Below are 23,453 nucleotides of genomic sequence, written 5' to 3'. Positions count from 1 at the left end.
CCGGGGACAGCCTTATCTTAGGGTCAAAGGACATTGAACAGTAAGCGACCTAAAAGACTCTAAGAATTCCCTGGTCTAGCAACTCTAAAACTTCGGCGGTCGAGAAAGACCGCTTTCTCTCAGTAGAGAGGGCCTTAATCGCTGACCGCAGTTGCTCGTACTGTGCTTGGGTCAAGGATTGCTGCAGATGGGTCTCAAACAAATAACGGAAGTTACTGGCACCGCTACATCTGCCAAACCAGATATCAGGCTCAGCATGGGGGAACACAGCGTAGCTGTTGCGATCGCGAATCAGAGAATTGACGTGAATCCCCGTCTCAAACTGGCGCGCCTGCCGAGAATAGGGCGGGTTTGCTCGAATCCCTTTCTGCGTCAGATAATCGACCACCTCAGGCAAAGCCTCATAGTCAATTCCTGCTACCTCCCAACCAAACCTAGCCCTCAATCCGTGGAGCACCTGCTCTAAAGCCACATTGCCAGCTCGTTCTCCGACACCGCTAAAGGTACCTGAAATACCCATGGCTCCGGCATACACGGCCTGAATGGTGTTCTCTAGCGCTAGCCCCATATCGTTATGAAAATGCACCGACAAAAAAGGCTGATGGGTACACTGCAGCAGATCCTGAACCCAGATATAGGTTTTTTCTGGCGTGAGGACACCCACGGTATCGCAAAGAAAAAAGCAGTCAATATAAGGCTGAAAGACATTTATACATTCAACTAAAAAATCAAAGTCAGCTCGACTTGCATCTTCAGCCGCAAAGCTGATTTTTAGGCCGATACTGGTCGCATACTGTAGATTTTCGACAACTTTCTCAAGCATCCGAGAGCGCACTCTTTCAGTTAAGGCCTTAGAGCAAGCTGCCTCTGCACCTATGGGCTGAGCTTGAACATTGGGTTCCCGCAAACACAGCAGCCGATCGGAAACAGCATGGAAGAGAATAATTTGCCGAACACCACAGGCTTTTGCCTGATCAATATATTGACGGTCCATCATGGTTGAAGCCACCACCTGACGGTGGAGCCCTTCCGCAGCCAACCCACGCACCAGAACGGCCTCACTTTCATGAACTGCAGGCATCAAGGCAATCTGGTGTACGCCAGTCTGAGCAATGAGATGAGCCAATACCCGCTTAGCATCGTCCTCGAGGAACAAGCCAACTTGCTGGACACCATCCCGCAATGTTTCGTCAGATACCCGTAGTTTTATCGTCTCCATAGGGGGGGGTAATTAATTAAATCTCGAATAAACTATCAGAAAATAAAATTAAAGCTATTCTAGTGCACAGGCGAGGCCATTCAAGAGGACAATAGACATATATTAGTGTCATTGCTTGCTTAGTATAAGTTCCCCAAATATGTTTATTGAGAACAGCTTGCAAGTCTCAAAAGAAACATTGGCCGCAGAATAATAGGACAATAGCGCACTTTTTAGACTCCTCGAGAAGTAGAACTTCGCTCGATTAAATTGGACAAGCCAAGGGACTTAATTGTTGGCAAAACATCTAGCAACTCAGATTTTTACTCACCCCTTGAGCTTATTTTGACAAACTATTGTTGACATCATGATGATTCCCATCACTCATCACAATGATTCTAGTCACCAAGTGGGTAGAAGACTCTGTCAGCAAACCGCAGCGAGGGAAAATCTGCCTCGGGAGTTTGGATAGCCTACAAGCAGGAGCAAACTACCGTCATTCTTCTAAAATGGCGATGCTCTGTCAAGGTTAAAGGCAAATTATCAAGCGCTTTCACGAAAAGAATGAACTCAAGCATCGACGGCAGCGTCCGAGCTTTATATAAAGCAGCTCTGTTCCCAGTGGAAAAGAAAGCAACGGGTTCGCTCAATCTATCGTCAGCACCATCCAGCAGGTTACATTGGGTCCGGTGTTGTCGGCAAAACCTCAGCTCAGAGATCTTTACGACTCTACAGGCCATTCCACGACAGTCCGAGCAGGATTATCGCAGTAAAGTAGACCATGACCCACACCCCCCCCGTCAATGAACCGCGACTGGCGATTAGCCATGGAGACGCTATCTCTCCTGAGATATCTGCCCACCGGTCACTAGCAGCAGTACTGGAGCAGGCGGCTCAAACAACTGCGGGGCTTATCTATATAGAGGCTCAGGGCAACCTCTTAGAGTCTTCCTATGCTGAGGTATTAGCGCGTGCTGAGCGGGTATTGCATGGTCTAAGAACCTTAGGTGCCCAGCCTCAGGACAAAATCATTCTGCAAGCGACCCGCAATCAATCCTTTGTCGAGGCTTTGTGGGGCTGCTTTCTGGGTGGATTCGTACCGGTGCCTTTATCGGTGGCTCCGAGCTATGATGTCCCCAGCCGCAAAGCCAGTCAGCTTCTACAGACTCAGCAGCTACTCAGCGCGCCAATTGTTCTGACAAATCAGGCGCTTCAGCAACCAATACAAAGGTTTTGTGACGAACATAGGCGGGATGTCTCTACGATGGGTCATTCTCCGTCTATTGCCGTTGCGGCGATTGAAAACCTCCGCGACGGTCCACCCGATCGACAGTGGGCCACAGAGCATCATCAGGATCCTGCTCTAATTCTGATGACTTCAGGCAGCACGGGTATGCCGAAAGGGGTCATGCTCTCAACTGAGAACCTGCTGGTGAGCGCTGCTGGTATGGCTGCAGCGAATAGCTTATCGGCAGCAGATATTACCCTCAACTGGATGCCGCTAGAGCACGTGGCCAGCCTAGTAATGTTTCATCTCACCGAAGTCTTTCTAGGGTGTCAGCAGGTTCAGGTCGCCAATGAATGGGTTCTGCAAAATCCGCTGAGATGGCTAGACTGCATTGAGCAGTTCCGGGCCACTGCGACCTGGGCACCCAATTTCGCCTATGGCTTGATTAATGACCAGGCTGACCAAATTCAACAGCGACAGTGGGATTTGTCCTCTATGCGCTGGATGGGCAATGGGGCGGAGGCCGTGGTGGGCAAAACGACCCAGCGGTTCCTTGAGCTGCTGAAGCCCCACAGCTTAACTCAGACAGCGGTGAGTCCGGGCTACGGTATGACGGAGACCTGCTCTGGGATTGTCCATTCCCATCAGTTTGCACCGAGTACAGATACTCTCGTAGAGGTGGGTTCACCTATCCCTGGGGTCTCGGTACGAATCGTGGATCACCAAGATCAGGTAGTGATAGAAGGACAGATTGGGGCGCTGCAGGTACAGGGACTCACGGTGACGGCGGGGTATTATCAGCAGCCCGATTTGAATCGGGAAATTTTCACCTCAGACGGATGGTTTAGAACCGGCGACCTGGGGTTTTTAAAGCAGGGGCGTTTGACCATCACAGGGCGCGAAAAAGACGTGATTGTGATCAATGGCATCAACCACTACGCCCATGAAATCGAGGCTGCCGTTGAAGACCTAAAGGGGGTAGCGGTGTCCTATACCGCAGCCTGTGCCGTCAGCAGTGCAGGTGAGGGCGCTGAACAGTTGGCTCTTTTCTTTCATCCTGAGTCATCCTCGGGTCAAGATCTGGCACTTTTGCTCAAGCAAATTCGCAGAACCCTAAGCTTAGAACTAGGAATAAGCCCCGATTATCTAATCCCAGTGGCACCTGAAGAAATTCCCAAAACGTCAGTGGGTAAAATCCAGCACCAGCAGTTGAGGGCAAAGTTTCAAGCCGGTGCGTTCACTATTCAGATCAATAAAGTCACGGAGCTGTTGGGCGATCTTTCAGAGCTGCAAAGACCTCGCAATCAGGTTGAGCGGCAGTTGGCTGAGATTTGGCAAGGCGTGCTGCAGCGAGGCCCGAAGGCCGACCAAGGGCCAACGCAAATTGGCATCCACGATAACTTTTTTGAGCTGGGTGGAACATCGCTGCTGCTGGTGCAGGTACTGCATCAGGTTCAGAACCGTTTGCAGGTCGATCTATCGGTCGTGGAGCTATTTCAGTACCCCACTATTGATGCTTTAGCTCAATACCTCAGTCAGAGTCAGTCGAATGATTTAGCGCTAGAGCAGGCCCAAGCACGAGGTAAAAAACGAAGGCAGAAACAGGTCACAGAGATTGCTGTAGTAGGACTCTCCTGTCGATTTCCGGGGGCAGAAAACCAGGAGCAGTTTTGGCAGAATCTTTGCGATGGCGTTGAGTCCATCACTTTTTTTACAGACGAAGAAATCTTAGCTTCAGGTGTTGATCCACAACTTTTACAGCGATCGGACTACGTAAAGGCCAGTCCAATCTTGGGTGAGATAGAGACCTTCGATGCGAACTTTTTTAGCTATACCCCCAAGGAGGCAGAGCTAATCGATCCCCAGCAGCGCCTCTTATTAGAGTGTGCCTGGGAGAGTCTAGAGGATGCAGGATACGATCCTTGGTGCTATGACGGCTCGATTGCGCTCTATGCCGGGGCGTCAATGAATACTTTTTTGCTCAACAATGTTTATCCCAACCGCCATCGTTTGGATAATCACGACCCCATGCAGATGCTGAATCTGAGTTCAATGGGTGGCTTTCAGATGACGGTGGCTAATGATAAGGACTATCTGGCGACGCGGGTTTCCTACAAGCTCAATCTCAGAGGGCCGAGCGTCAATGTGCAAACGGCTTGCTCAACGTCGCTAGTGGCAATTCACATGGCGAGCCAGAGTCTGCTCAATGGTGAATGTGATATGGCTTTGGCGGGGGGCGTATCGGTTCATGCGCCGCAGAAGATGGGACATCTCTATCAGGAGGGAATGATTCTATCGCCAGATGGTCACTGTCGCGCCTTTGATGCTCAGGCACAGGGAACGTTGTTCGGCAGTGGCGCGGGGCTGGTGGTGCTGAAGAAGCTGGAAGATGCGATCGCATCTCGCGACAATATCTACGCCGTCATCAAAGGCTCTGCCCTCGGCAATGACGGGGGACAAAAGATGGGCTACCTCGCCCCCCAAGCCGAAGGGCAAACGGTGGTTGCGGCAGAAGCAATGGCAGTGGCAGAGGTTGCACCTGCATCCATTGGCTACGTCGAAGCCCACGGGACCGGAACCGAGTTGGGCGACCCGATTGAGATCTCTGCGTTGACCCGAGCGTTCAGTACCCAGCAGCGGCAATTTTGCGCCATCGGTTCCGTCAAGACCAACGTGGGCCACCTAAATATTGCCTCTGGGATTGTGGGATTTATCAAAACAACGCTTGCCGTTCAGCGTCAAAAAATCCCCCCCAGCCTTCACTTTGAGACCCCTAACCCACGCATTGATTTTGAGCACAGCCCCTTCTTCGTGAATACCAAACTGAGAGACTGGCCGGAGAGGTCTGCGCCGCGTCGGGCGGGGATAAACTCTCTAGGGATTGGCGGTAGCAACGTCCACGCCATTTTGGAAGAGGTTCCTGTTACTCAGCGATCGCCGACGATTGAGCGACCGGTGCATCTATTTACGCTATCCGCCAAAACAGAGCAAGCGTTAAAAGAGTTAGCCCAAAGGTCAGTTGACGATTTTCGTAATCATCCAGAGCTGTCGTTAGGGGATGTTTGTTTTACACGCAATGTGGGGCGGGCACATTTTGAATGGCGGGTTGCGTTGATCGTAGACCAGTCGGAGACTCTCGCAACTTCTTCCCTAGTCGATCTAACAACAAAGTTGGAAGACTGGCTGTCAAACCCTCAAGCCAGCAACCTTTACCAGGGGAAAGTCTCCCCAAAAAATACTTCAGCCAAAATTGCCTTTCTGTTCACGGGTCAAGGCTCGCAATATCTCGACATGGGGCGAGACCTCTACGAGACTCAGCCGGTCTTCCGTCAGGCTTTAGAAGATTGCAACACAATTCTCCGACCGCTGCTGGAGAGACCACTACTGGATCTTCTCTACCCCGAAACACCTCTCGAGGTACAAGAAGAGGAAACACCAAAGTCTCTCCTCGATCAAACGGCCTACACACAGCCTGCACTGTTTGCTCTAGAGTATGCTCTCTCTCAGCTTTGGCAGTCCTGGGGGATTCAACCCACCGCCGTAATGGGGCACAGCATTGGTGAATACGTGGCGGCCTGCGTGGCTGGCGTCTTCAGTCTAGAGGATGCCTTAAAGCTGGTGGCCGCTAGGGGACGCTTAATGCAGGCGCTGCCTGCTAATGGCGGCATGGTTTCAGTCGTGGCTGATGAAGCCACGGTGAATCAGTTCCTCGATCACGAACGTTCTGAAGTTGCAATTACCGAAGGTAGGCCACTAGCCATCGCAGCCGTCAACGGCCCAGAGAGTTTGGTGCTGTCGGGTGAGCGAACTGCAGTAGAACAGGTTGCAGAAAAACTCACAGCCCAGGGGATTAAGACAACCTGCCTCAATGTTTCTCACGGGTTTCATTCGCCGTTGATGGAGCCAGTACTAGCGGAATTTGAACAGATCGCTCAGCAGATCACCTATCACCCGCCACAAATTGAATTAATTTCGAATCTCACGGGAAAAAGGATTGGGGATGCGATCTCAACTCCAATCTACTGGTGTCGCCATATTCAGCAACCCGTTCAGTTCGCCGCTAGCATGAAAACCCTGACCCAGTCAGGGCACAACATCTATCTCGAATGCGGCCCCAAGCCTACGCTGCTAGGCATGGGGCGAGCGCTCCTTGAGAAACCCCACAATTCAGATCTGAACTCTGACGCTCTATACCTCCCCAGTCTTTGCTTCCAAAAGAACGACTGGGAAACAATTCTGCACAGTCTCGGCCAGCTCTACATTCGGGGCGTTGCAATCAATTGGGAAAACGTAGATCAGGGCTTTGAACATTATCGGGTTTCACTTCCCACCTATCCCTTTCAGCGGCAGCGATATTGGCTCGATCCACCGCCAGCCCAGGCTCTTTTACGAACAACTGCGAGGCATCCGTTGCTGGGGCAGAAAATTTCAACCCCGCTACAGCAAATTTTGTATCAGGCACAGATTTCACCTGAGCAGTCCAGCTACTTACAGGATCATCAAGTTAATACTACCGCTATCTTTCCAGGCGCTGCATTCCTAGAAATTGCGTTAGCAGCAGGAGTAGAATCTCCTAACTTAGATCTGCCTCTAACGGTACAAACGGTTGCGATGGAGCAAGCCCTACCGTTGATTGGCACTGTCAACGTGCAGACGATCCTGCAGCAAACAGAGACAGGATTAACCTTTGAGATCTTTAGCCAGAATTCCCGTGCAGACGCCGCGTGGCAAAGGCACTGTACAGGCAGTATCTCTCAGACGACTCCCCTCTCTGAACCCGTCATCGACTTAGAAGATTTACGTCGTCAGTTCCCGCAGGAGCGGGCGGTCAGCAGTCACTATCAGGCTTGTCAAACCCGTAGCCTCAATTACGGACCACAGTTCCAAGCCATTACGAAATTGTGGATCAAACCCAGTGCAGCCCTAGCGAAAGTCCAGCTTCCGACAGCACTGTCAGCCTCGAACTATTGCCTACATCCCGTGCTGCTAGATGCTTGCTGTCAAGCCATTTTTGCAGCCCTACCGGAGTCGGATACATCAACGCTGTTGCCCATTGGACTCGATTCTCTAACCCTCCACTGTCCTGCCAGCGATTGCCTGTGGAGCCATGTTCAATTGCATTCCGTCGCTGAGACGGTTACCGCCGATCTGATGCTGTACCGTCCTGATGGTCAACGAGTCGCTACGGTCACGGGGCTAACGGCAAAGAGAACAAATCTCCAAGCGGTGTTGGGAATGGAGCCGCAAGCTTGGCAAAACTGGCTATATCAGGTGGATTGGCGAGAGCAGTCCGGCCAGCTTGAGCCGACTGTAATGGAGCCAGGGCAATGGCTGATCTTTGCCGATCAAGGGGGTGTCGGTCAGCGGCTTGCCCACCAACTCGCGCAGCGGCAACAGCATGTGATCCTTGTGAGTCCAGATCCTCAAGAGAGTGGCTCAGTACATCAGCTTGACCCACAAGATCCACAGGCGCTGCGCCATTTGTTAGAGACGTTGCAATCTTTGCCGCTGACCTTGCAAGGCGTCATTCATCTTTGGAGTTTAGATGCCGTTAATGCAGAAAAAGACGATGCAGCAATCAGCGCAACAATACAGCAAAATTGTGGCTCGGCTCTCCATCTGATCCAGAGGTTACTGCAGGCACCCTCTCGACTCTGGCTAGTGACGCGGGGTACCCAGCGAGTGAATGATGAACGCCTTGATTGCTCTGCTCTCAGTCAGGCTCCACTGTGGGGATTGACGAAGACACTAATGCTGGAGCATCCTGAGTTCCCTGCGGCTGTGATCGACTTGGCCCCTCAGCCCACTGTGGATGAGCATCAGGCTCTCTGGTCTGAAATTCTTATATCGGAACCAGAGGTACAGGTGGCTTTGCGAGGCGATCAGCGATTTGTGGCTCGACTAGCTCCGGTGACCGTTGAGTCAGCCCATCGCCAACAGAAACAAACGCTTCAGGCATCTGTCTCAAGTCAGCTCGTCATCCCTGAGCGCGGCACCCTTGAGAATCTTCGCTGGCAGCCTCAAACTCGACGCCGACCGCAGGCAGGTGAGGTTGAAATTCGGGTAAGGGCAACGGGGCTAAATTTCCGAGATGTCTTGAATGTACTCGATCTCTATCCTGGTAATCCAGGACCGCTGGGGTTGGAATGTGCGGGAGATATCATAGCCATCGGAGCTGGAGTGAGCGGCCACCAGATTGGGGATTCGGTGGTTGCCATAGCGACTCCAGCTTTTTCTCAACACGCCACCACCTCTATCTTCGCCCCTAAACCCACATCACTCAGCTACGCAGAAGCTGCCACAATTCCCGTCGCGTTCATGACGGCTCACTATGCGCTCAATCATCTGGCCAAGATTGGACCGAACGACCGCATCTTGATCCATTCAGCGGCAGGCGGCGTGGGTCAGGCTGCAGTGCAGATTGCCCAACAAGCGGGAGCCGAAATTTTTGCCACGGCTTCGGAGGGGAAGTGGGAATGGTTGAGATCGCAAGGCATCCAACACATTTTCAACTCACGCACCCTAGACTTTGCCGAAGAGATTCAGGCCATCACGGGAAAAGAGGGCGTTACGATAACCCTCAACTCGTTAACGGGCAAATTCATCCCCCACAGCCTGTCGATCACCAGCGACCATTTTCTAGAAATTGGCAAACAGGGCATCTGGAAACCTAAAAACGTTTGCAAAAACTGGCCTCATCTCACCTATTCCATCGTTGATTTAATGCAAACAATGGAGAAAGAACCAGAGCAGGTGCAATCGCTTATCAAAGCAGTGATGGAGCAGTTTCAAGCGGGTGAGCTGAAGCCACTACCCTACAAAAGCTTCTCGGCAGCGAAGGTGGTGAATGCTTTTCGCTACATGCAGCAGGCGAAACACATCGGCAAAGTGGTGGTGGAGCAAGCCGCCACTCCGGTAGTTCCTAAACAATCAAAAAATCCATTAGCCCAACTTGCAACGGGGTCCGTGCTGATTACGGGTGGTTTAGGAGACTTAGGGTTGCTCGTTGCACAGTGGCTAGCAGATCAGGGTGCAAGGCATCTCATTTTAGTCGGACGGCGATCGCCCTCTCCCAAAGCGCAAACGCAGATTCTCCAGCTAGAGAAGTCGGGGGTACAGGTACAGGTCATGCAGGCCGATATCTCTCAGCGAAATGATGTCACCCGATTACTGGATCCCTACCATCGCGCCACCGCATCGAAAGTGAATAGCACAAACGTTGCACCAAAGACGCATGTGAACAATAGCCACCCCCAAGCGACGCCTCCACTGAGAGGCATTATTCATGCCGCAGGTATTTTAGATGACGGAATGCTTCAAACCCTAAACTGGGAGGAATTTGAATCAGTCTTGAAGGCAAAAGTGAATGGAGCCTGGACACTTCACCAACTCACCGCCGATCTTGATCTAGATTTTTTCGTTCTCTTCTCCTCTGCCGCCTCTTTACTAGGTTCAGCAGGACAGGCGAATTATGCCGCCGCCAACGCCGCCCTCGATACCCTTGCTCAGGCTCGTCAAAGCGCCGGATTACCTGCGCTCTCAATCAATTGGGGACCGTGGGAGCAGCTAGGCTTGGCAAATCATATCAATGCTGGTTTTCAGGGAATGGATCGCATTGAGCCACAAATCGGTTTGGCTGTTCTCGATCATCTGCTACGGCAATCATGGGCACAGGCTGGCGTTCTGCCCATTCATCAATCTCAGTGGACCGTTCCGACCGGGATGTCTGACTTTTGGTCGGAACTAGCGGTCAAGCAACCTGCTGATTGGCTGGAGGCCCTTCGAGGAGCTTGCGATCGCAAGTCCTTACTATTTCAGTATTTACGTTCTGAAGTGGCCCGACTGCTGGGGCGTGATGCCTCTGCCTTAAACGATCCTGAAACTGGTTTTACAGACCTGGGGCTAGACTCTCTAACCACAGTCGAATTCAGGAATCGCCTACAGACTGCACTTAGCTGTTCGCTTTCTTCAACGATTCTCTATGATTACCCTACACTTCCGTTGCTGACAGAATATTTAATGCACCAAATATTCCCTGCCGACTCATCTGTTAAGCCGGCCTCGACAAATCTGTACTCCACCAGCTTGAATAAATTATCAGAGGCCGACGCAGAAACACTCTTGCTTCTGCAACTAGAGCAACTTGACTCCAATTTTAGAAAGAACTAATCCATAACCTCAGATCGAGGGTGGGGATATGCTGATCAAAGTAGGTTGAAAAAGCTTGATAAGTACGGGCGAGTTCTCGCATTGTCGGTATAAAAGGGGCTTCTGCGGCCACATGGTCGGTTATGCAGTTCTGGGGCTGGATTGTGATGTATCCTACATTCCGCAGGTAGTACACTTTTCTAGGAGCCATACTAGAGAAGGGTTACAGGGCCTATCAAAAATCGGCTCTGTTCCATCAATCCAGGTTGCATCACCTGAAAAAACAGATCACAGACTCTCTAGAAGCCAGATTGGAAAAGCAATACAGGTTAATCGGCCACCTGTATCTCAACGCTCTGAGGGAGGTATTCTTGAATTTCGGGCTAAAGCTCAAAGCCTTTACTGGAAAAGGCTTACAAGAATTCACTAACCTGCGGAACGTAGGATGTATTCTTCCTGCTCTGCCTCTGTTTGAGTACTGAAGTGCAGGCGGAGGAAGCCTGCAACTTCATTGATTGCAACCTTGCCAGACGAGATCGCGCCCCCTAGCTGAAAGAAGCCATGAATGACGCCAGGGTAACGAGTATGAGTCACCCAACAACTTGCCTCGCGCAGTCGCTGGGCATAAGCCTCACCTTCATCCCGTTGAGCGTCGAGTTCTGCCGTGATGATCAGGGCTGGTGCTAGCTGTGACAAGTCAGAGGCATGCAATGGTGAAGCGTAGGCTAGCGTGCGTTGATCTGGATCGGGGGTATACAACTCAACCTGCTTGAGAAAGTTTTCACGAGATTGAGATGGATGCAAAAAATCTAACTCCCGCCATGAATCAGTGTCTGCATTCAGATCTGTGTTTGGATAGATCAAGATCTGGACAGTCGGCTGGTCCCGGTTGCGATCGCGACACATCAGACAAACGGCGGCAGCCAGCAAGCCTCCTGCACTATCGCCTCCGACTGCAATTTGAGTTGCGTCAATCTGAAGTTGCTCCGCTTCTTTTCTGACCCATTCCAAAGCGGCAAAGCAATCTTCGGGTGCTGCAGGGAAGGGGTGTTCAGGTGCTAGACGGTAGTCAACGGCAATCACGGTGCAGTTGCTGCGGTTTGCGATCGCACGTAAAGGCCGATCGTGGGTTTCCAAATCCCCACTGACGAACCCACCGCCATGCAAGTAGACCAGTGCAGGCCGTCTGCCGGGGGCGGGGCGATAAAGCCGTAGCGGAATGGGGCCAGAATCTGAAGCAATCTCGTACTCTTCAACAGAATCAACGGCTTCAGCTTCCCCAGCGAGGGGAATAATTTGCCGATACTCACTGCGGATCGCCTCAATCCAGTCCCCCTCGGGTGGAGAGGAGTCCTGGGACTGCATTTGCTCCACTAAGGCACGGGTGTCCGCTGTCATTTTGGCGAGTAGGTCTGGGTTCATGCGATCGCAATACTCACAACGTTAACTTCAAGTGCTTTATTAGACCTTTAGTAAGGTGTCTGATTACCTTCAATGAAATCGGAGGGAAGGATATCGCTGAATAGCATCTTCTGAAGTTCAACGCCCTCGGGACGGCTCCAGTCTTGCACCAGTTCAGCAAGCAATGTAATCGTTGCCGTTAGAACCACACCCGCATCATGCATTCGCTGGTGAGCCAATCGCTCCGAAAGGTGAAATGGAGACCCCGAAGCATCCATCACGGCTTGAACACCGTAGCCTTCTTGTACCGCGCTAATGGCGGGAAAGATTAGGCAGACATCTGTTGTGATTCCGGCCATGATCAGGTTTTTCCGTCCCGTCTCCTTAACGGCTTGGACGAAATTGGGGTCATCCCAGGCATTGACGATTCCAGCCCGTTTGACTCTTGCTGCATAGGCCTCCGGCAGCATTTCTGATAGAGCCTCCATCAATGGTCCTTGAAACCGATCCTCCTGGCTGCTGGTCAAAACGACTGGCATTTTAAGCGTCTTGGCGATTTGGGCCAGCGCGAGGGTGTTTTTCTCGACTTCAGATAGGGGTAAGTTCTTGATCAGCTTCATTGTGCCGACCTGATGGTCAATTAGCAGTAGGGCCGAGTTGTCTTGGGTGAAATTGAATGCGGTCATGTTTGTGGGTCTCCTTATTGTTTTTTGTTTGCGTCAGCCGTTTAAAAACAGGTCAACGATTTCAGGGGAGGGAGCGATGTTGCCGTGAGCCATCAGTGTCTGACCGTCTAGCGCCACTGCAACTCTCGCAACATTGGCCCCGTGGTGATAGGCCGTCTCCAGCATTTCGGTTGTGACCCCGACGGGTTCCATTTTGGGGCCGCCGGAACGACCGTTGGGTCCCCAATGCATTCCCGCTACGTCAAACCCTGGCGTTGTTTTGGGCAAGGTCACCAGCACCATGCCGCAGGCGGCCATTGCACTCAAAATACCAAGCTGAGCCAGCTCACAACCCGCACCCATATTGCCGTAGCCGCCGCCCACGCTAAAGACGCCGCCCACTTTGCCCACCATGTCATCGGTCAACCACAGCTTTTCGAGGGTGTCTTCGATAAAAGCTTTAATACGGGCATCTGCGGTTCGATGACGGATGGGTGTCCCCACAATCAAAGCCTGACAGGTCTTAACATGGTCAATCTCGACTTCATTAGAGCTTTTGTAAATGACCTCAGCCCCTGCGACAGAGCGAGTGCCATCTGCAATCGCTTTTGCCATCTTTTCGGTATTGCCGAGGCTTGTGGTGTAGACAATCAAAATGTTGGTCATAGGTCTCACTAGAAAGAAAAAATGACGCGCACGGTACTGGAGAAAATGATGCCGTTGGTGGCTTGATTGCCGGGGTTGGTCACCACCTGCAGCAGCGGCGTCACACGGATATTGTCGCTAACCGGTACGTTATAGAAAACCTCAAAGTTGGTTTGAGTGCCATCTCCAACCGCGCGCTCAATTAGAGGCTGGCCTGCAGCAATGCCCGCCAGTGCATCCGGCATGAATAAATCTTTGACAGAGACGCCAGCCATCCAATAGTTAGGCCGGAGATCACCGAGGGTGGTGTTGTCGTAAGCGCCGTAGCCATAGCGCCCAAATAGGCCGATGCGATCGCTAACTGCAACTTCAGCATTGAGTCCTAAGACATCAAACTCACTGCCAATCACCTTGCCGCGACTGTACTGGAGTCGCATAGCGAAAGATCCAGGAGAATACTCTAGCTCCACTAATCCTTGATTAGGATCACCGAAGAGTCCCCCCGCAGCCCCTAGACCGGCAACGGGGAACAAGGCAATATCATCCGGTCCCCCACCCCCAATCAGGCCATCGTTTTCGGGCAATAGACCGGCAGCATCACCCGCCACGTACATCGCTCGTAGGTGGAAGGGACCTTGGTTTGGATTCCACTCTAGGACAGCACCTGCACCTGCTGGACGGGGGAACAGAACGAAATTATTAATGAATGCCTGGGTAGAAAAATCGAGAGGAGTATTGGCATAGCTATTGGTGTCGGCGTAGTCGCTAATCACAAGCTGTGGCCCAATGGTGAGCTGCAGATCCTGCAGCGGAGAAAAGCTGTAATACAAGCGGGCCAAACTGATTAGGTCGTCTCGACCTTGGGTGGTGTAGTCCAGGTTGCTGCCCAGGTTCGGTTCTAGCAGACCTGTGGCATTATCTGTCGTACCATCACTGCCGGTGATCAGTCGGACTTGAAGCTGATCGGTCCCGTTAAAGCTGGTGTTTAGAAATAGCGCAGTTCTTTGAATAAAAGTGGGCCGAGGCTGGTTTTCACTGATCAAAACCCCACTAGGAGCAATGATGCGATCTCCCGTAAATCCTCCAGCATTGGCGGCAAAAATCACCTGACCGACAAACTTAGTCGCTGTAGAGAACTGATGAGCGTCTATGTCTGCCGTTTTCGCTTCTAGCGTTTTAACTCGTCCTTGGACAGCCGATAATTCTGAGGCAAACTCTGTCTGGAGTGTTTGCAGAGTATCCAAGTCTGACCGAGATAGCTGACGTTGACTCAACTCCTGAATGGCTGTGTTGAGGACCGATGCAAACTCAAAGCGACTCAGGGCGCGAGCGCCTCGAAACGTATCATTCGGATAACCTGTAACGACCCCATAGTCTTCAATTAAAGACTGCAACGATTGAAAAGCCCAGCTAGAGGCTTGAACATCGGTCAATTGATCAACAGAAGTTAGAGGACGATTTGCAAAAGATGGATTGCCGCTTAGATTTTCTAGCTCCCCTAACGGGGGAGAGAATATTTCTGTTGCGCTGCTCATTAACAGTCCGGCTTGCAGGGTTGCGAAGAAGCAACTGGGACCGAGAACAAGTGTTCGACCAGTGGTCTGAAGACTCCGGGTGGTCTTTGCAAAGTTGATTAGTATTGCGGTCTCCCCAAAGATCGATTTGCTGTTTTTCTGTGGATGGTGCCGAAGACCTCTTAAACTTACTGAGTGGCTATAACCCTTGTCCAATACCGATCTTGAACGTAATCAATACCTTTTAGGTATCAATCAAAAATGGAGCTTCGACAACTAAAGTATTTCTTGGCAGTGGCAGAAGAACTCAGTTTTGGGCGTGCTGCGGAGCGTCTTCTTATTTCTCAGCCGCCTCTGAGCCGTCAAATTCGTCAGCTTGAGCAAGAAATGGGCGTTGAATTGTTTCACCGCACGAAGCGTCAAGTTGAACTCACAGAAGCAGGTCGTGCCTTTCTCCCTGAGGTGCGTCAAGTCTTAACCCAGGCTGACGTGGCGGTCCAGGTTGCCCAGCGGGCCAGCCGAGGCGAAGTCGGGCGGCTGGTTGTCGGCTTTGAAGCTTCTTCTACCTATGATGTGATTCCACTCTCGCTAAAACGATATCAAGAGCGTTTCCCAGATGTAGAGTTGGTGGTCTACGGCATGACAACGGAGGAGCAATTTAAAGCGCTCCTGAAGCAGCGCATTAATATTGGGTTTATGGTGTCGCCTGTGAAGGATGAAAGATTCACGATTGAAACCATCCTGGAAGAGCCTTTGACCGTCGCACTTCCAGAGGGGCATCCCCTAACCCATCAGAGCCAGATTAGGATTCAAGATTTAGAGCACGAACCTTTCATCACGTTTCAGCGAGAGCGCGGCTGTGGTCTTTACGATCGCACAATTGCTGTCTGCCAGCAGGCAAATTTTAGCCCCATTATTGTTCAAGAGGCAGATGAGATGCAGGTTATTCTTGGGTTTGTGGCAGCAGGAATGGGGATAGCGTTGTTGTCTGCCTCAGTCCAACAGTTTCAGAGACCTAAGGTTGTTTATCGTCAGCTTTACAGTGCACCCCAGATTGATTTGTCCTTAGCATCACGTCGCGACAATTCGAGCGCCATGCTGCAGACATTTGTAGAAGTCGTCAAAGAAAGTCTTGGGGGCACTGCTGTATAAAAATCAGAGAAATGGTAACTTAACCGCGTCTCAATCCAATCACCAATTGTCTGGAAATTCTTCAACAGCCCCTGAAAGTTCAAAACGAACGGCACAATATAAACCGCTACCCGCAAGTTTTTGGGTGTTGCGATTCACAGAATATACCCAGAAAAGGCATGGCTTGGATTTTGAGATGAGTTAGTCTGCGGTCTCTGTGAGTACAACTTCGTAGAGATGAAACTCATTTTCTGCCAGTCCATCCCAGTAGGGTTTTTCTTTACCGAAGCCGGGTTGCTTTTGCAGTTCCTCAATAGCCTCAGCATTCTCCCACTGACCATAGTTAATCACACGAGTGCCGTCTAAACTGCGATGGAAGTTTGCCGATAGCAGTCCAGGCTGACCCATTGCTGGAACAACATGTTCCTTGGCCAATTCCACCATGCGGGGTTGGTTTTCAGGCTGCATCCGAAACTCAGCAAAATGGGCTAGGTAGCCGCCAGCTTTAATCTCAGGAATACCAATCTTAGTTTCAGAAGCCACGACTTCGTAGACATGCATATCTGGTGGACCGAAGGCTCGCACCGCTTCTCCTTTTGCTTGGGCTTCAGCATTATTGATGAAAGCTTCGTAGTCTGCTTGGCTTCGCCATTGGGCATAGTTGGCGACCTTCACCCCATCCGTACTCTTGTGGATGTTGGCAGAGATAAAGCCAGGTTGCTGTTTGACGGTGGGGAGGAAAGTTGCGATCGCATCCACTAATTCCTGCTGCTGAGATGGCTCCACCGTAAAGACAATGATGACAGTCGTCACTTCGTTGTTAATGGCAACCGTGGGCATACCAAGATCCTCTAGTGATGAGCTTGGTTGGATTGTGATGATCTGAGGTCGGTCGGAGATCATCATAGTTCCTCTTAGACAATACCGCTGTTGGCGCGAATGCTCTGCCCCGTAGTCCAGTGGACATCATTTGAGGCCAGCATCGCCACTGCAAAATGTATTGGGGTGCAGCATCCATTCCTTGCTGTGTTTTCCATTATCAGCCAAATGCGAACGATACGGCGATCGCTAGAATCTCGTTCTCGATACACGAGGTTGCGATCCTCCATGCGGTCAACGACGCCGGTTAGGGTTGCGCCAAGCTGCTTGAGTTTGTTGGCAATGCCGGAGGTGGACAGCCCATCTTCTTCCCACAGGCAGCAAAGGACAAGATAGTGAAATGGTGTCAACCCGTGAGGTTCCAGTCGCTCTAAAAAATCTCGATACATGAGTTGGGAAACGAGTTTGACTTTGTAGCCAAGGTTGTAGGGTGCTAGCGTAGGGTGCCACTGCCGGAGAAAATCAGCATTCGAGGAGGAACTGGGCATGGCATGGCAAGACTCGTGGCTAGACAGGAGGACAGGTGTATAGACTATCCTACGCTTCTCGCTGTTTTCGCTTGTTTGTGTTGTCGGGGTGCGGGATGCGATTACCGTTTGCGAAGCTCCTCCCCCGGAGACAGGTAGGCCAAAGGCCATCGCAATCGTCACTACTGCTCCCCACGGGTTCGAAGGATGAGTCAGAGGTTTCTCTCGAACTATAGATCCTCCAATATTTCCTTCAGATTACAGCAAACGACTGTGTAACAACCCTATAGCCGGAGTTATCCGACTCTAGCTTGATGATGTCATTATCTCAACGTTATACGAGAGTTGGCGGATAATGCCCCTCCTACGGAAGTTATCAGCCGCCATTCATATAATTATTTAGACCGCTTAAATTACTAATGGTAATACTTCTGAGAGGATCACTCTTTGAATGCAATGCTGACCAAACTAGATTTTGTTCTGATCGGATACTTTACCAAAGTAAATTGTTATCAATAGCCATGAAATGACCACTATTATATTTTTGCTTCTTGTCTGTTTCATCGTTGTAGTTTTACTTCTGCCTTATGGGCTAATTTCAGCTAATCCATTCCCTACACCATCAGGACAGTGGAAAGTAGGTACATCCGACTTCATTTGGAATCTACCCAGTCACTCTGGAATCATTGCTAAGATTTGGTATCCAAGCAATACGAGACAAGATATTCATAGCCCTTACATCGACCATCTTGACCGAACATTATCGGTGATGACCACAGGACTGAGTCCTCTATCCAAGTTAATTCTGAACAGGCTTTGTCTCGGTCGGATCCAGGCTCCGTCCATGATTGATGCAACCTTAGCTCAGAGTCAACATGGCTTCCCAACCATTCTTCTTTCACCGGGTTTTGGTGGTGTCAACTTTCTGAATACCTTTTATGCATTAGAATTTGCCAGTCATGGTTTTATTGTTGTTGGCATAAATCATCCAGGTTGGAGTTCTGGGAGTCTGCTTGTCGATGGCTCACAAATTGCATTTAACAAAGTTGATTTCAATAATGTTGATCGTGCAGACACTCTCTTTGCTGAAATTGTTGAGAAGAAAGCAAATAATCTATCTGCCGTTTTAGACGAATTATTTCATCTAAATGCCACTATTGATTCATGGTTATATCAAAAAATTAATCCAGATAAAATTTTTACTGCTGGACATTCTTCCGGTGGCTCTGCCAGTTTTTTGGCTTGTGGAGCAGACTCACGAATTGCGAAAAGTGTTAATCTCGATGGCTTCCTTTACATGGATCGGATTGACATTGCTGGTGTAGGAAAATAATTTTTACTAATTTTGTCTAATCGGGACAAATATACATCTAAAGGAAACAAACCACAAAATAGCTTTGATGTAGTAATGACAAAAGACAAAACCCGGATCGATCAATTTACACGTCATGCCAATGTACATAAGCATTTATTACACTCAGCCAATCACTTTAGCTTCATAGATTTACCGTTTATTCTCAACCCTGTGTTTAGCAAGTGCATTGGTTTGTTCGGTGAGACAGATGGACGTGATCTATTATTGAAAACATCAGAAACAATGATTGATTTTTTTGATGGGACAAATTAAATAGTAAGCACTGAAAAAAGAGATGCACAATGAAACAGAGGCATAACAACGCCCATGCGCGCCGACCGCCGAAAGTTGTTCGGTTACAGTACAGGGGTGATGTGCAACGTTAGTGAATGGATTTCGCAAGTACTTACAGTAAACGTTTAGGGTGAAGCGTTGCTAGTCGCTCCCTACATATTGGCTCCACCATTGACCACAATATGCTGAGCCGTAATCCAGCGGGCCTTGTCACTCACCAAAAATGCAACCACATCAGCAATATCTTCTGAACGACCAATCCACTTGAACGGAGAGCTGTTGGCGGCGGCTTCATGTACTTCATTCGGCATATTATCGAACATTCCTGGCGTAGTAGGTCCAGGCAAAAGTGTGTTTACGGTGATACCGCGATCGCCAATTTCCTGTGCCAAAATCTCAGTGAACATTTTGATCGCGTTCTTGCTAGCCGCATAAATGGCTAGTCCTGAGTCGGGATATACCGTCGTCGTAGACGAGATATTGATAATCCGTCCGGGTAGTCCGCCAGATGCAAGGATAGAGGTAGCTCAATCGTTCATGCTCAACAATGTCACCCCTAATCTGTCCTAGCTGCGGGTCTCAAAAGATCGTCAAAAACGGTCGCATCCATAACGGCAAGCAAAACCACAAATGCAGAGCCTGTGACCGTCAGTTCGTCGAAGCCCCCCAGCAAAAGCGCATTGACCAGCGCACCAAAGCCCTCATTGATAAGCTGTTGCTTGAAAAACTGCCTCTGGCAGGGATTGCAAGGGTTTGTGATGTTTCCGACAGCTGGCTGCAACAGTACGTTAACCACAAATATGCAACAGTGCCCTAAACGGCGAACGTCTCGTCAAAAAAAAGGCCCCTTAACGATTCAGTGCGATGAGATATGGTCATTCGTCAACGATAAGAGCAACAAGCAGTGGATTTGGCTGGCCCTTGATGTCGCTACTCGTGAGATTGTTGGAGTTTATGTGGGTGAGCGTTCTGAGCACGGTGCCCAACAGTTATGGACTTCACTACCCGCGGTCTATCGTCAATGTGCAGTAGCATATACCGATTTTTGGAATGCCTATGGATGTGTTTTTCCCAGCAAACGCCACAAAGCGGTGGGTCAGGAAACAGGCAAAACGAGCTATATTGAGCGCTTCAATTACACCATGCGCCAGCGAGTCTCTCGCCTAGTGCGTAAGACCCTGTCGTTTTCAAAAAAGATTGCTAATCATATTGGTGCTATCTGGATGTTTGTACACCACTACAATGAATCCTTACACGATTAGGACTACCGAAAATTCAAGTTTAGTGTTTTTGATTCTGACTCGACATCAATTCTAGGGCTTCTTCCTGACTATAATCTCTTACTTTCTTGCTCCTGTTGGGCTGAAAATCTTGTATTAGCCCCATTAGAGCAGGAATTACCGTCGGCGTTAAGAAAGTAGATAAAGCCAGACCACCCGTTAGCGTAATACCCAAGCCCTGATAAAGCTCTGCGCCTTTTCCGGGAAGGATTGCTAGAGGAAGCATTCCTAGCACACTCGTCCCTGCGGACATGAAAATGGGTCGCAAGCGATCGCCTACCGCATGATATAAAGAGGCGTCATATTCCATGCCTTCCTCTTGCAGCTGTAAGGCGCGATCGACGAGAAGAATCGCGTTGTTTACGACGACCCCAGTGAGGATGACAAACCCCAGTCCTGTGATCATATCGAGGGGAACGACGACACCTGGAATAGCATTAGCAACGACTAAAGACAATAGCGCTCCGGTCATGCCCATCGGGACGGTTGCCATGATTAGTAACGGGTAGATAAAAGAGCGATACAGCGCCACTAGCAGTAAATAGGTAATGACTAATGAGAGTAAGAAAGTAGACCCTAACTGAAAGAGTGTCTCGGCTAAAACGTCTGCCGATCCGGCTAACTCAACGCGAACACCGGACGGTAGTTCTTGACGTAAAGGTTCGAGAATTTCTTGTTCGGTGCGATTGATTAACTCACCCAGCGGGGCTTCTCTAGAGACAGAAGCCGTCAGCGTAATAGAGCGCTCTAAATTGACGTGGTTGATGGCATCTGCGCCCGTCGTTTCTAATACCTGAGCAACATCGGCTAGCTGAACGCTTTGACCATTACCACTGTAAATAGCGAGTTCCCGTAGCTGTGCAGGCGTTTCTACAAAGGTATCTTGTAACTCAACCGAAACATCTAGTTCTCTTTTTCCATCGACAAATTCTGAGGCTCGTAAACCGCCCAAAGCAGCCTGTACCATTTCGCCGACTTCACCTTCGGACAATCCGACTTCTGCCAAACGTTCACGGTCGGGCATTACCTGTAATTCTGGCGCGCCCGTGACAAAGTTGGAGCGAACATTTTCAATGCCAGATAGTTCACTAATTTGTTGGTTAAGCTGTTGCTGAAGCGCATCTATTTCCGCTAAGTTTTCACCAATTACCTGCACTTCAAATTCTTTACCCGGATTTTCAAAAATAGAGGACCGCATAGGCACGAGGAAACGGTAGCCAGGAAAATCGTTGCTTCTGGCGTTTAACAGATCGACTAAATTATTGAGCTTGTTGCTGGTGGCCTCTTCAGATTTAACAAAACCGCCAATAAATCTATCGCTCGAACGATGGATAGAAACAGTATGCATAATCTCTGGTTGAGAGCTCAGTAAATCTCTCGGTGCTTGAGAAAGTTCAATCCCTTCGGGAATACTCGTTCCCGGAAAAGGCTCGGCTAACCAGATAATCATGTTGCGATTTCCCTCTGGCAAGTAGTCGGCGGGGGGTAATAGTTGGGAACTGGCGAATAATAAAAGGATGGGGAGCGCTAGAACGAGTAGGCGACGGTTTAATTTACCTCTGCCAACTGACCACTGCACTGTTTTCAAAATGAATTGCTCTAATCTTCTTTGAAAGTGGCGAAATACAGCCGAAGTTTGAGCTACCGCACGTTCTAACCTATTGCCGCCTCGATAGTCTCCTTCTGATAGCATCTGCTCGGCTTCCGATCGTTTAAGAAACAGTCCGGCCAGCATCGGAATCAGGGTGAGAGCGGCAAATAGGGAAAACAGGACCGAAGCAGACAGCGCAATCCCGATATCAAAGAATAGCTGTCCAGCTTCTCCGGTCACTAAGACTATCGGGGCAAACACGACTACCGTCGTTAAAGTAGACGCCAGCATCGCGCCGCCGACTTCTTGGGTGCCGTCAATGGCCGCTTTCATCGGCGTTTTACCCTGCTGCATATGGGTAAAGACGTTTTCTAAGACAACAATGGCATTGTCTACGACCATCCCTACCGCAAAAGCCAGTCCCGCTAGGCTAATGACGTTGAGGGTGCGGCCTAGTAGGTAAAAGACGATGAAGACCGTAATTAGGGTGGTGGGAATTGCGATCGCAATCACACCGACTGTTCGTAGCGAACCTAGGAACAACAGCAATACCAACGCGGCTAAAATCGCCCCGAGAATCAGATTACTCTGGACGAAAGAAATCGACTCATTGATATAGTCATTTTCGTCATAAACAATCTCAAAGGCGATCCCTTCTCCCTCGCGATCAAATCTAGCTTCTAACTCAACCAAGGCTGCTCTGATGCCTGCGGATATTTCGGGTACGTTACCCCCAACCTGTCGCACAATGCCGGTGGCGACCGCCGGTTCGTTATTGGCGATGAGGGCGCGGTCTTGGATGGCGCGTCCCATCCGAGCTTCGGCGACATCACCGAGATAAACCGTCCCGGCCTCATCCCGACGCAGCACAAATCCCTCTAACTGTTCCACGTCTTCAATTCGACTGACCGTCCGTACCCGATACTCTCTTCGCCCTAATACTAAAGGCCCGCCCCGAATATCGCGGTTGTTGTTACGGAGGGTCGCAGCCACATCGCCAATGGTAAGACTGCGAGCGGCCAAGGCTTTAGGATCAACAATGACCTCAACTTCTCTGGCTCTACCGCCCGATATGAAAAACTGTCCCACACCTTGCACCTGACGAAAGCGCGGAACAATCACTTCGTCCACTAAATCCCGATAGTGATAATCATCAGCCGTGAAGCCTTCCTTGGGAACTAACACGACCCACATCATGGCATCGCTGCTACCGCTAATGACTTCGACATCAGACTCGTCGGCTTCTGCCGGGAGTGCTTCAACTTGCTGTAGCTTGCTAAACACGTCGACTAAGGAGCGCTCGATATCGCTACCCCATTCAAATTCGACCCCAATGGTGCTGACGCCTGCGCCACTGGTACTGGTAATTTCTTGTATACCCTGAACCTCTTCGAGCCTTTCTTCAATCGGGCGGGTCACCAAATCTTCTACTTCTGCCGGAGAAGCCCCCAGGTAGGGAGTCGTAATACTGATTTCGGGGCGATCGCCGCCAGGCTGCAATTCTAGGGGTAGTTGGAATAATGCCAGAATGCCAAAGAGGGCAAGCAGGCAAAACAAGACGCCTGTGCCGTGTCGCCATCGGACAGCGGTTTTAATTAAACTCATTTGCCTAAGTTGCTAGTAAGTGATTATCGCGGTCGCGACTCGATTGCTTTTGG

General features: G+C 50.2%; 13 protein-coding genes and 1 pseudogene. 4 read left to right on the top strand and 10 right to left on the bottom strand.

Annotated elements, in window-relative coordinates:
• Positions 1 to 49: 49 nt before the first annotated feature.
• Positions 50 to 1,219, bottom strand: coding sequence for a hydroxymethylglutaryl-CoA lyase-like TIM-barrel protein (locus C1752_RS11330; protein ID WP_110986184.1), 1,170 nt, complete (start codon positions 1,217 to 1,219; stop codon positions 50 to 52).
• Positions 1,220 to 1,979: 760 nt separating this feature from the next.
• Here C1752_RS11330 and C1752_RS11325 point away from each other — a divergent pair.
• Complete coding sequence (locus C1752_RS11325) at positions 1,980 to 10,595, top strand: type I polyketide synthase (RefSeq protein WP_110986183.1); 8,616 nt, start codon at positions 1,980 to 1,982, stop codon at positions 10,593 to 10,595.
• On the opposite strand, the gene C1752_RS28405 is transcribed toward C1752_RS11325, so the two are convergent.
• The 5 genes from C1752_RS28405 to C1752_RS11305 form a co-directional block, all read right to left on the bottom strand.
• Entirely contained in the window at positions 10,582 to 10,785 is a 204-nt protein-coding gene (locus tag C1752_RS28405) for a hypothetical protein (protein WP_158535070.1), read from the bottom strand. The genes C1752_RS11325 and C1752_RS28405 overlap by 14 nt on opposite strands.
• A 215-nt stretch (positions 10,786 to 11,000) precedes the next feature.
• A complete protein-coding gene (locus C1752_RS11320) occupies positions 11,001 to 11,996 on the bottom strand; it encodes an alpha/beta hydrolase (RefSeq protein WP_110986182.1) in 996 nt (331 codons plus the stop codon).
• A 47-nt stretch (positions 11,997 to 12,043) separates the two neighbouring features.
• Positions 12,044 to 12,661 carry an isochorismatase family protein gene (locus C1752_RS11315; RefSeq protein ID WP_110986181.1) on the bottom strand — a complete coding sequence of 206 codons (618 nt, stop codon included), beginning with the start codon at positions 12,659 to 12,661 and terminating at the stop codon, positions 12,044 to 12,046.
• 33 nt (positions 12,662 to 12,694) lie between these two features.
• Entirely contained in the window at positions 12,695 to 13,306 is a 612-nt protein-coding gene (locus C1752_RS11310) for a flavodoxin domain-containing protein (RefSeq protein WP_110986180.1), read from the bottom strand.
• Between the two features lie 8 nt (positions 13,307 to 13,314).
• The gene (locus C1752_RS11305; RefSeq protein ID WP_110986179.1) at positions 13,315 to 14,820 is read right to left on the bottom strand and encodes an iron uptake porin; all 1,506 of its coding nucleotides are present in this window, start codon (positions 14,818 to 14,820) and stop codon (positions 13,315 to 13,317) included.
• A gap of 240 nt (positions 14,821 to 15,060) precedes the next feature.
• Between C1752_RS11305 and C1752_RS11300 the strand changes: the two genes are divergently transcribed.
• Complete coding sequence (locus C1752_RS11300; RefSeq protein ID WP_110986178.1) at positions 15,061 to 15,951, top strand: LysR substrate-binding domain-containing protein; 891 nt, start codon at positions 15,061 to 15,063, stop codon at positions 15,949 to 15,951.
• Positions 15,952 to 16,131: 180 nt separating this feature from the next.
• Here C1752_RS11300 and C1752_RS11295 read toward each other — a convergent pair whose 3' ends face one another.
• Positions 16,132 to 16,770: an antibiotic biosynthesis monooxygenase family protein gene (locus C1752_RS11295; protein WP_110986370.1), complete on the bottom strand. Its 639-nt coding sequence runs from the start codon at positions 16,768 to 16,770 to the stop codon at positions 16,132 to 16,134.
• Positions 16,771 to 16,961: 191 nt separating this feature from the next.
• A pseudogene (locus C1752_RS30275) lies at positions 16,962 to 17,297 on the bottom strand (MarR family winged helix-turn-helix transcriptional regulator); the annotation flags it as partial.
• Positions 17,298 to 17,802: 505 nt separating this feature from the next.
• Between C1752_RS30275 and C1752_RS11285 the strand changes: the two are divergent.
• Positions 17,803 to 18,609, top strand: coding sequence for an alpha/beta hydrolase (locus C1752_RS11285; RefSeq protein WP_110986177.1), 807 nt, complete (start codon positions 17,803 to 17,805; stop codon positions 18,607 to 18,609).
• A gap of 467 nt (positions 18,610 to 19,076) precedes the next feature.
• Here the strand turns inward: C1752_RS11285 and C1752_RS11275 are convergent, their stop codons facing one another.
• Positions 19,077 to 19,442: an SDR family oxidoreductase gene (locus C1752_RS11275; RefSeq protein ID WP_110986175.1), complete on the bottom strand. Its 366-nt coding sequence runs from the start codon at positions 19,440 to 19,442 to the stop codon at positions 19,077 to 19,079.
• 29 nt (positions 19,443 to 19,471) lie between these two features.
• On the opposite strand from C1752_RS11275, the gene C1752_RS11270 reads away from it, so the two are divergent.
• A protein-coding gene (locus tag C1752_RS11270) for an IS1 family transposase (RefSeq protein ID WP_233501529.1) occupies positions 19,472 to 20,186 on the top strand; the annotation gives its coding sequence in 2 pieces (ribosomal slippage) (positions 19,472 to 19,740 and positions 19,739 to 20,186; 717 coding nt in all).
• Positions 20,187 to 20,205: 19 nt separating this feature from the next.
• Here C1752_RS11270 and C1752_RS11265 read toward each other — a convergent pair.
• Entirely contained in the window at positions 20,206 to 23,400 is a 3,195-nt protein-coding gene (locus C1752_RS11265) for an efflux RND transporter permease subunit (RefSeq protein WP_110986174.1), read from the bottom strand.
• Positions 23,401 to 23,453: the final 53 nt, after the last annotated feature.

This window comes from Acaryochloris thomasi RCC1774 (assembly GCF_003231495.1).
Taxonomy (GTDB): Bacteria; Cyanobacteriota; Cyanobacteriia; order Thermosynechococcales; family Thermosynechococcaceae; genus RCC1774.
The sequence above is the reverse complement of the archived record's forward strand: the minus strand, read 5'-3'. Positions and strand labels throughout refer to the sequence as shown.

Excerpts from the sequence above, each read along its gene's own strand:
- C1752_RS11330 (WP_110986184.1), bottom strand. The coding sequence starts at position 1,219 with ATGGAGACGATAAAACTACGGGTATCTGACGAAACATTGCGGGATGGT.
- C1752_RS11325 (WP_110986183.1), top strand. The coding sequence starts at position 1,980 with ATGACCCACACCCCCCCCGTCAATGAACCGCGACTGGCGATTAGCCAT.
- C1752_RS28405 (WP_158535070.1), bottom strand. The coding sequence starts at position 10,785 with ATGGCTCCTAGAAAAGTGTACTACCTGCGGAATGTAGGATACATCACA.
- C1752_RS11320 (WP_110986182.1), bottom strand. The coding sequence starts at position 11,996 with ATGAACCCAGACCTACTCGCCAAAATGACAGCGGACACCCGTGCCTTA.
- C1752_RS11315 (WP_110986181.1), bottom strand. The coding sequence starts at position 12,661 with ATGACCGCATTCAATTTCACCCAAGACAACTCGGCCCTACTGCTAATT.
- C1752_RS11310 (WP_110986180.1), bottom strand. The coding sequence starts at position 13,306 with ATGACCAACATTTTGATTGTCTACACCACAAGCCTCGGCAATACCGAA.
- C1752_RS11305 (WP_110986179.1), bottom strand. The coding sequence starts at position 14,820 with ATGAGCAGCGCAACAGAAATATTCTCTCCCCCGTTAGGGGAGCTAGAA.
- C1752_RS11300 (WP_110986178.1), top strand. The coding sequence starts at position 15,061 with ATGGAGCTTCGACAACTAAAGTATTTCTTGGCAGTGGCAGAAGAACTC.
- C1752_RS11295 (WP_110986370.1), bottom strand. The coding sequence starts at position 16,770 with ATGCCCACGGTTGCCATTAACAACGAAGTGACGACTGTCATCATTGTC.
- C1752_RS11285 (WP_110986177.1), top strand. The coding sequence starts at position 17,803 with ATGACCACTATTATATTTTTGCTTCTTGTCTGTTTCATCGTTGTAGTT.
- C1752_RS11265 (WP_110986174.1), bottom strand. The coding sequence starts at position 23,400 with ATGAGTTTAATTAAAACCGCTGTCCGATGGCGACACGGCACAGGCGTC.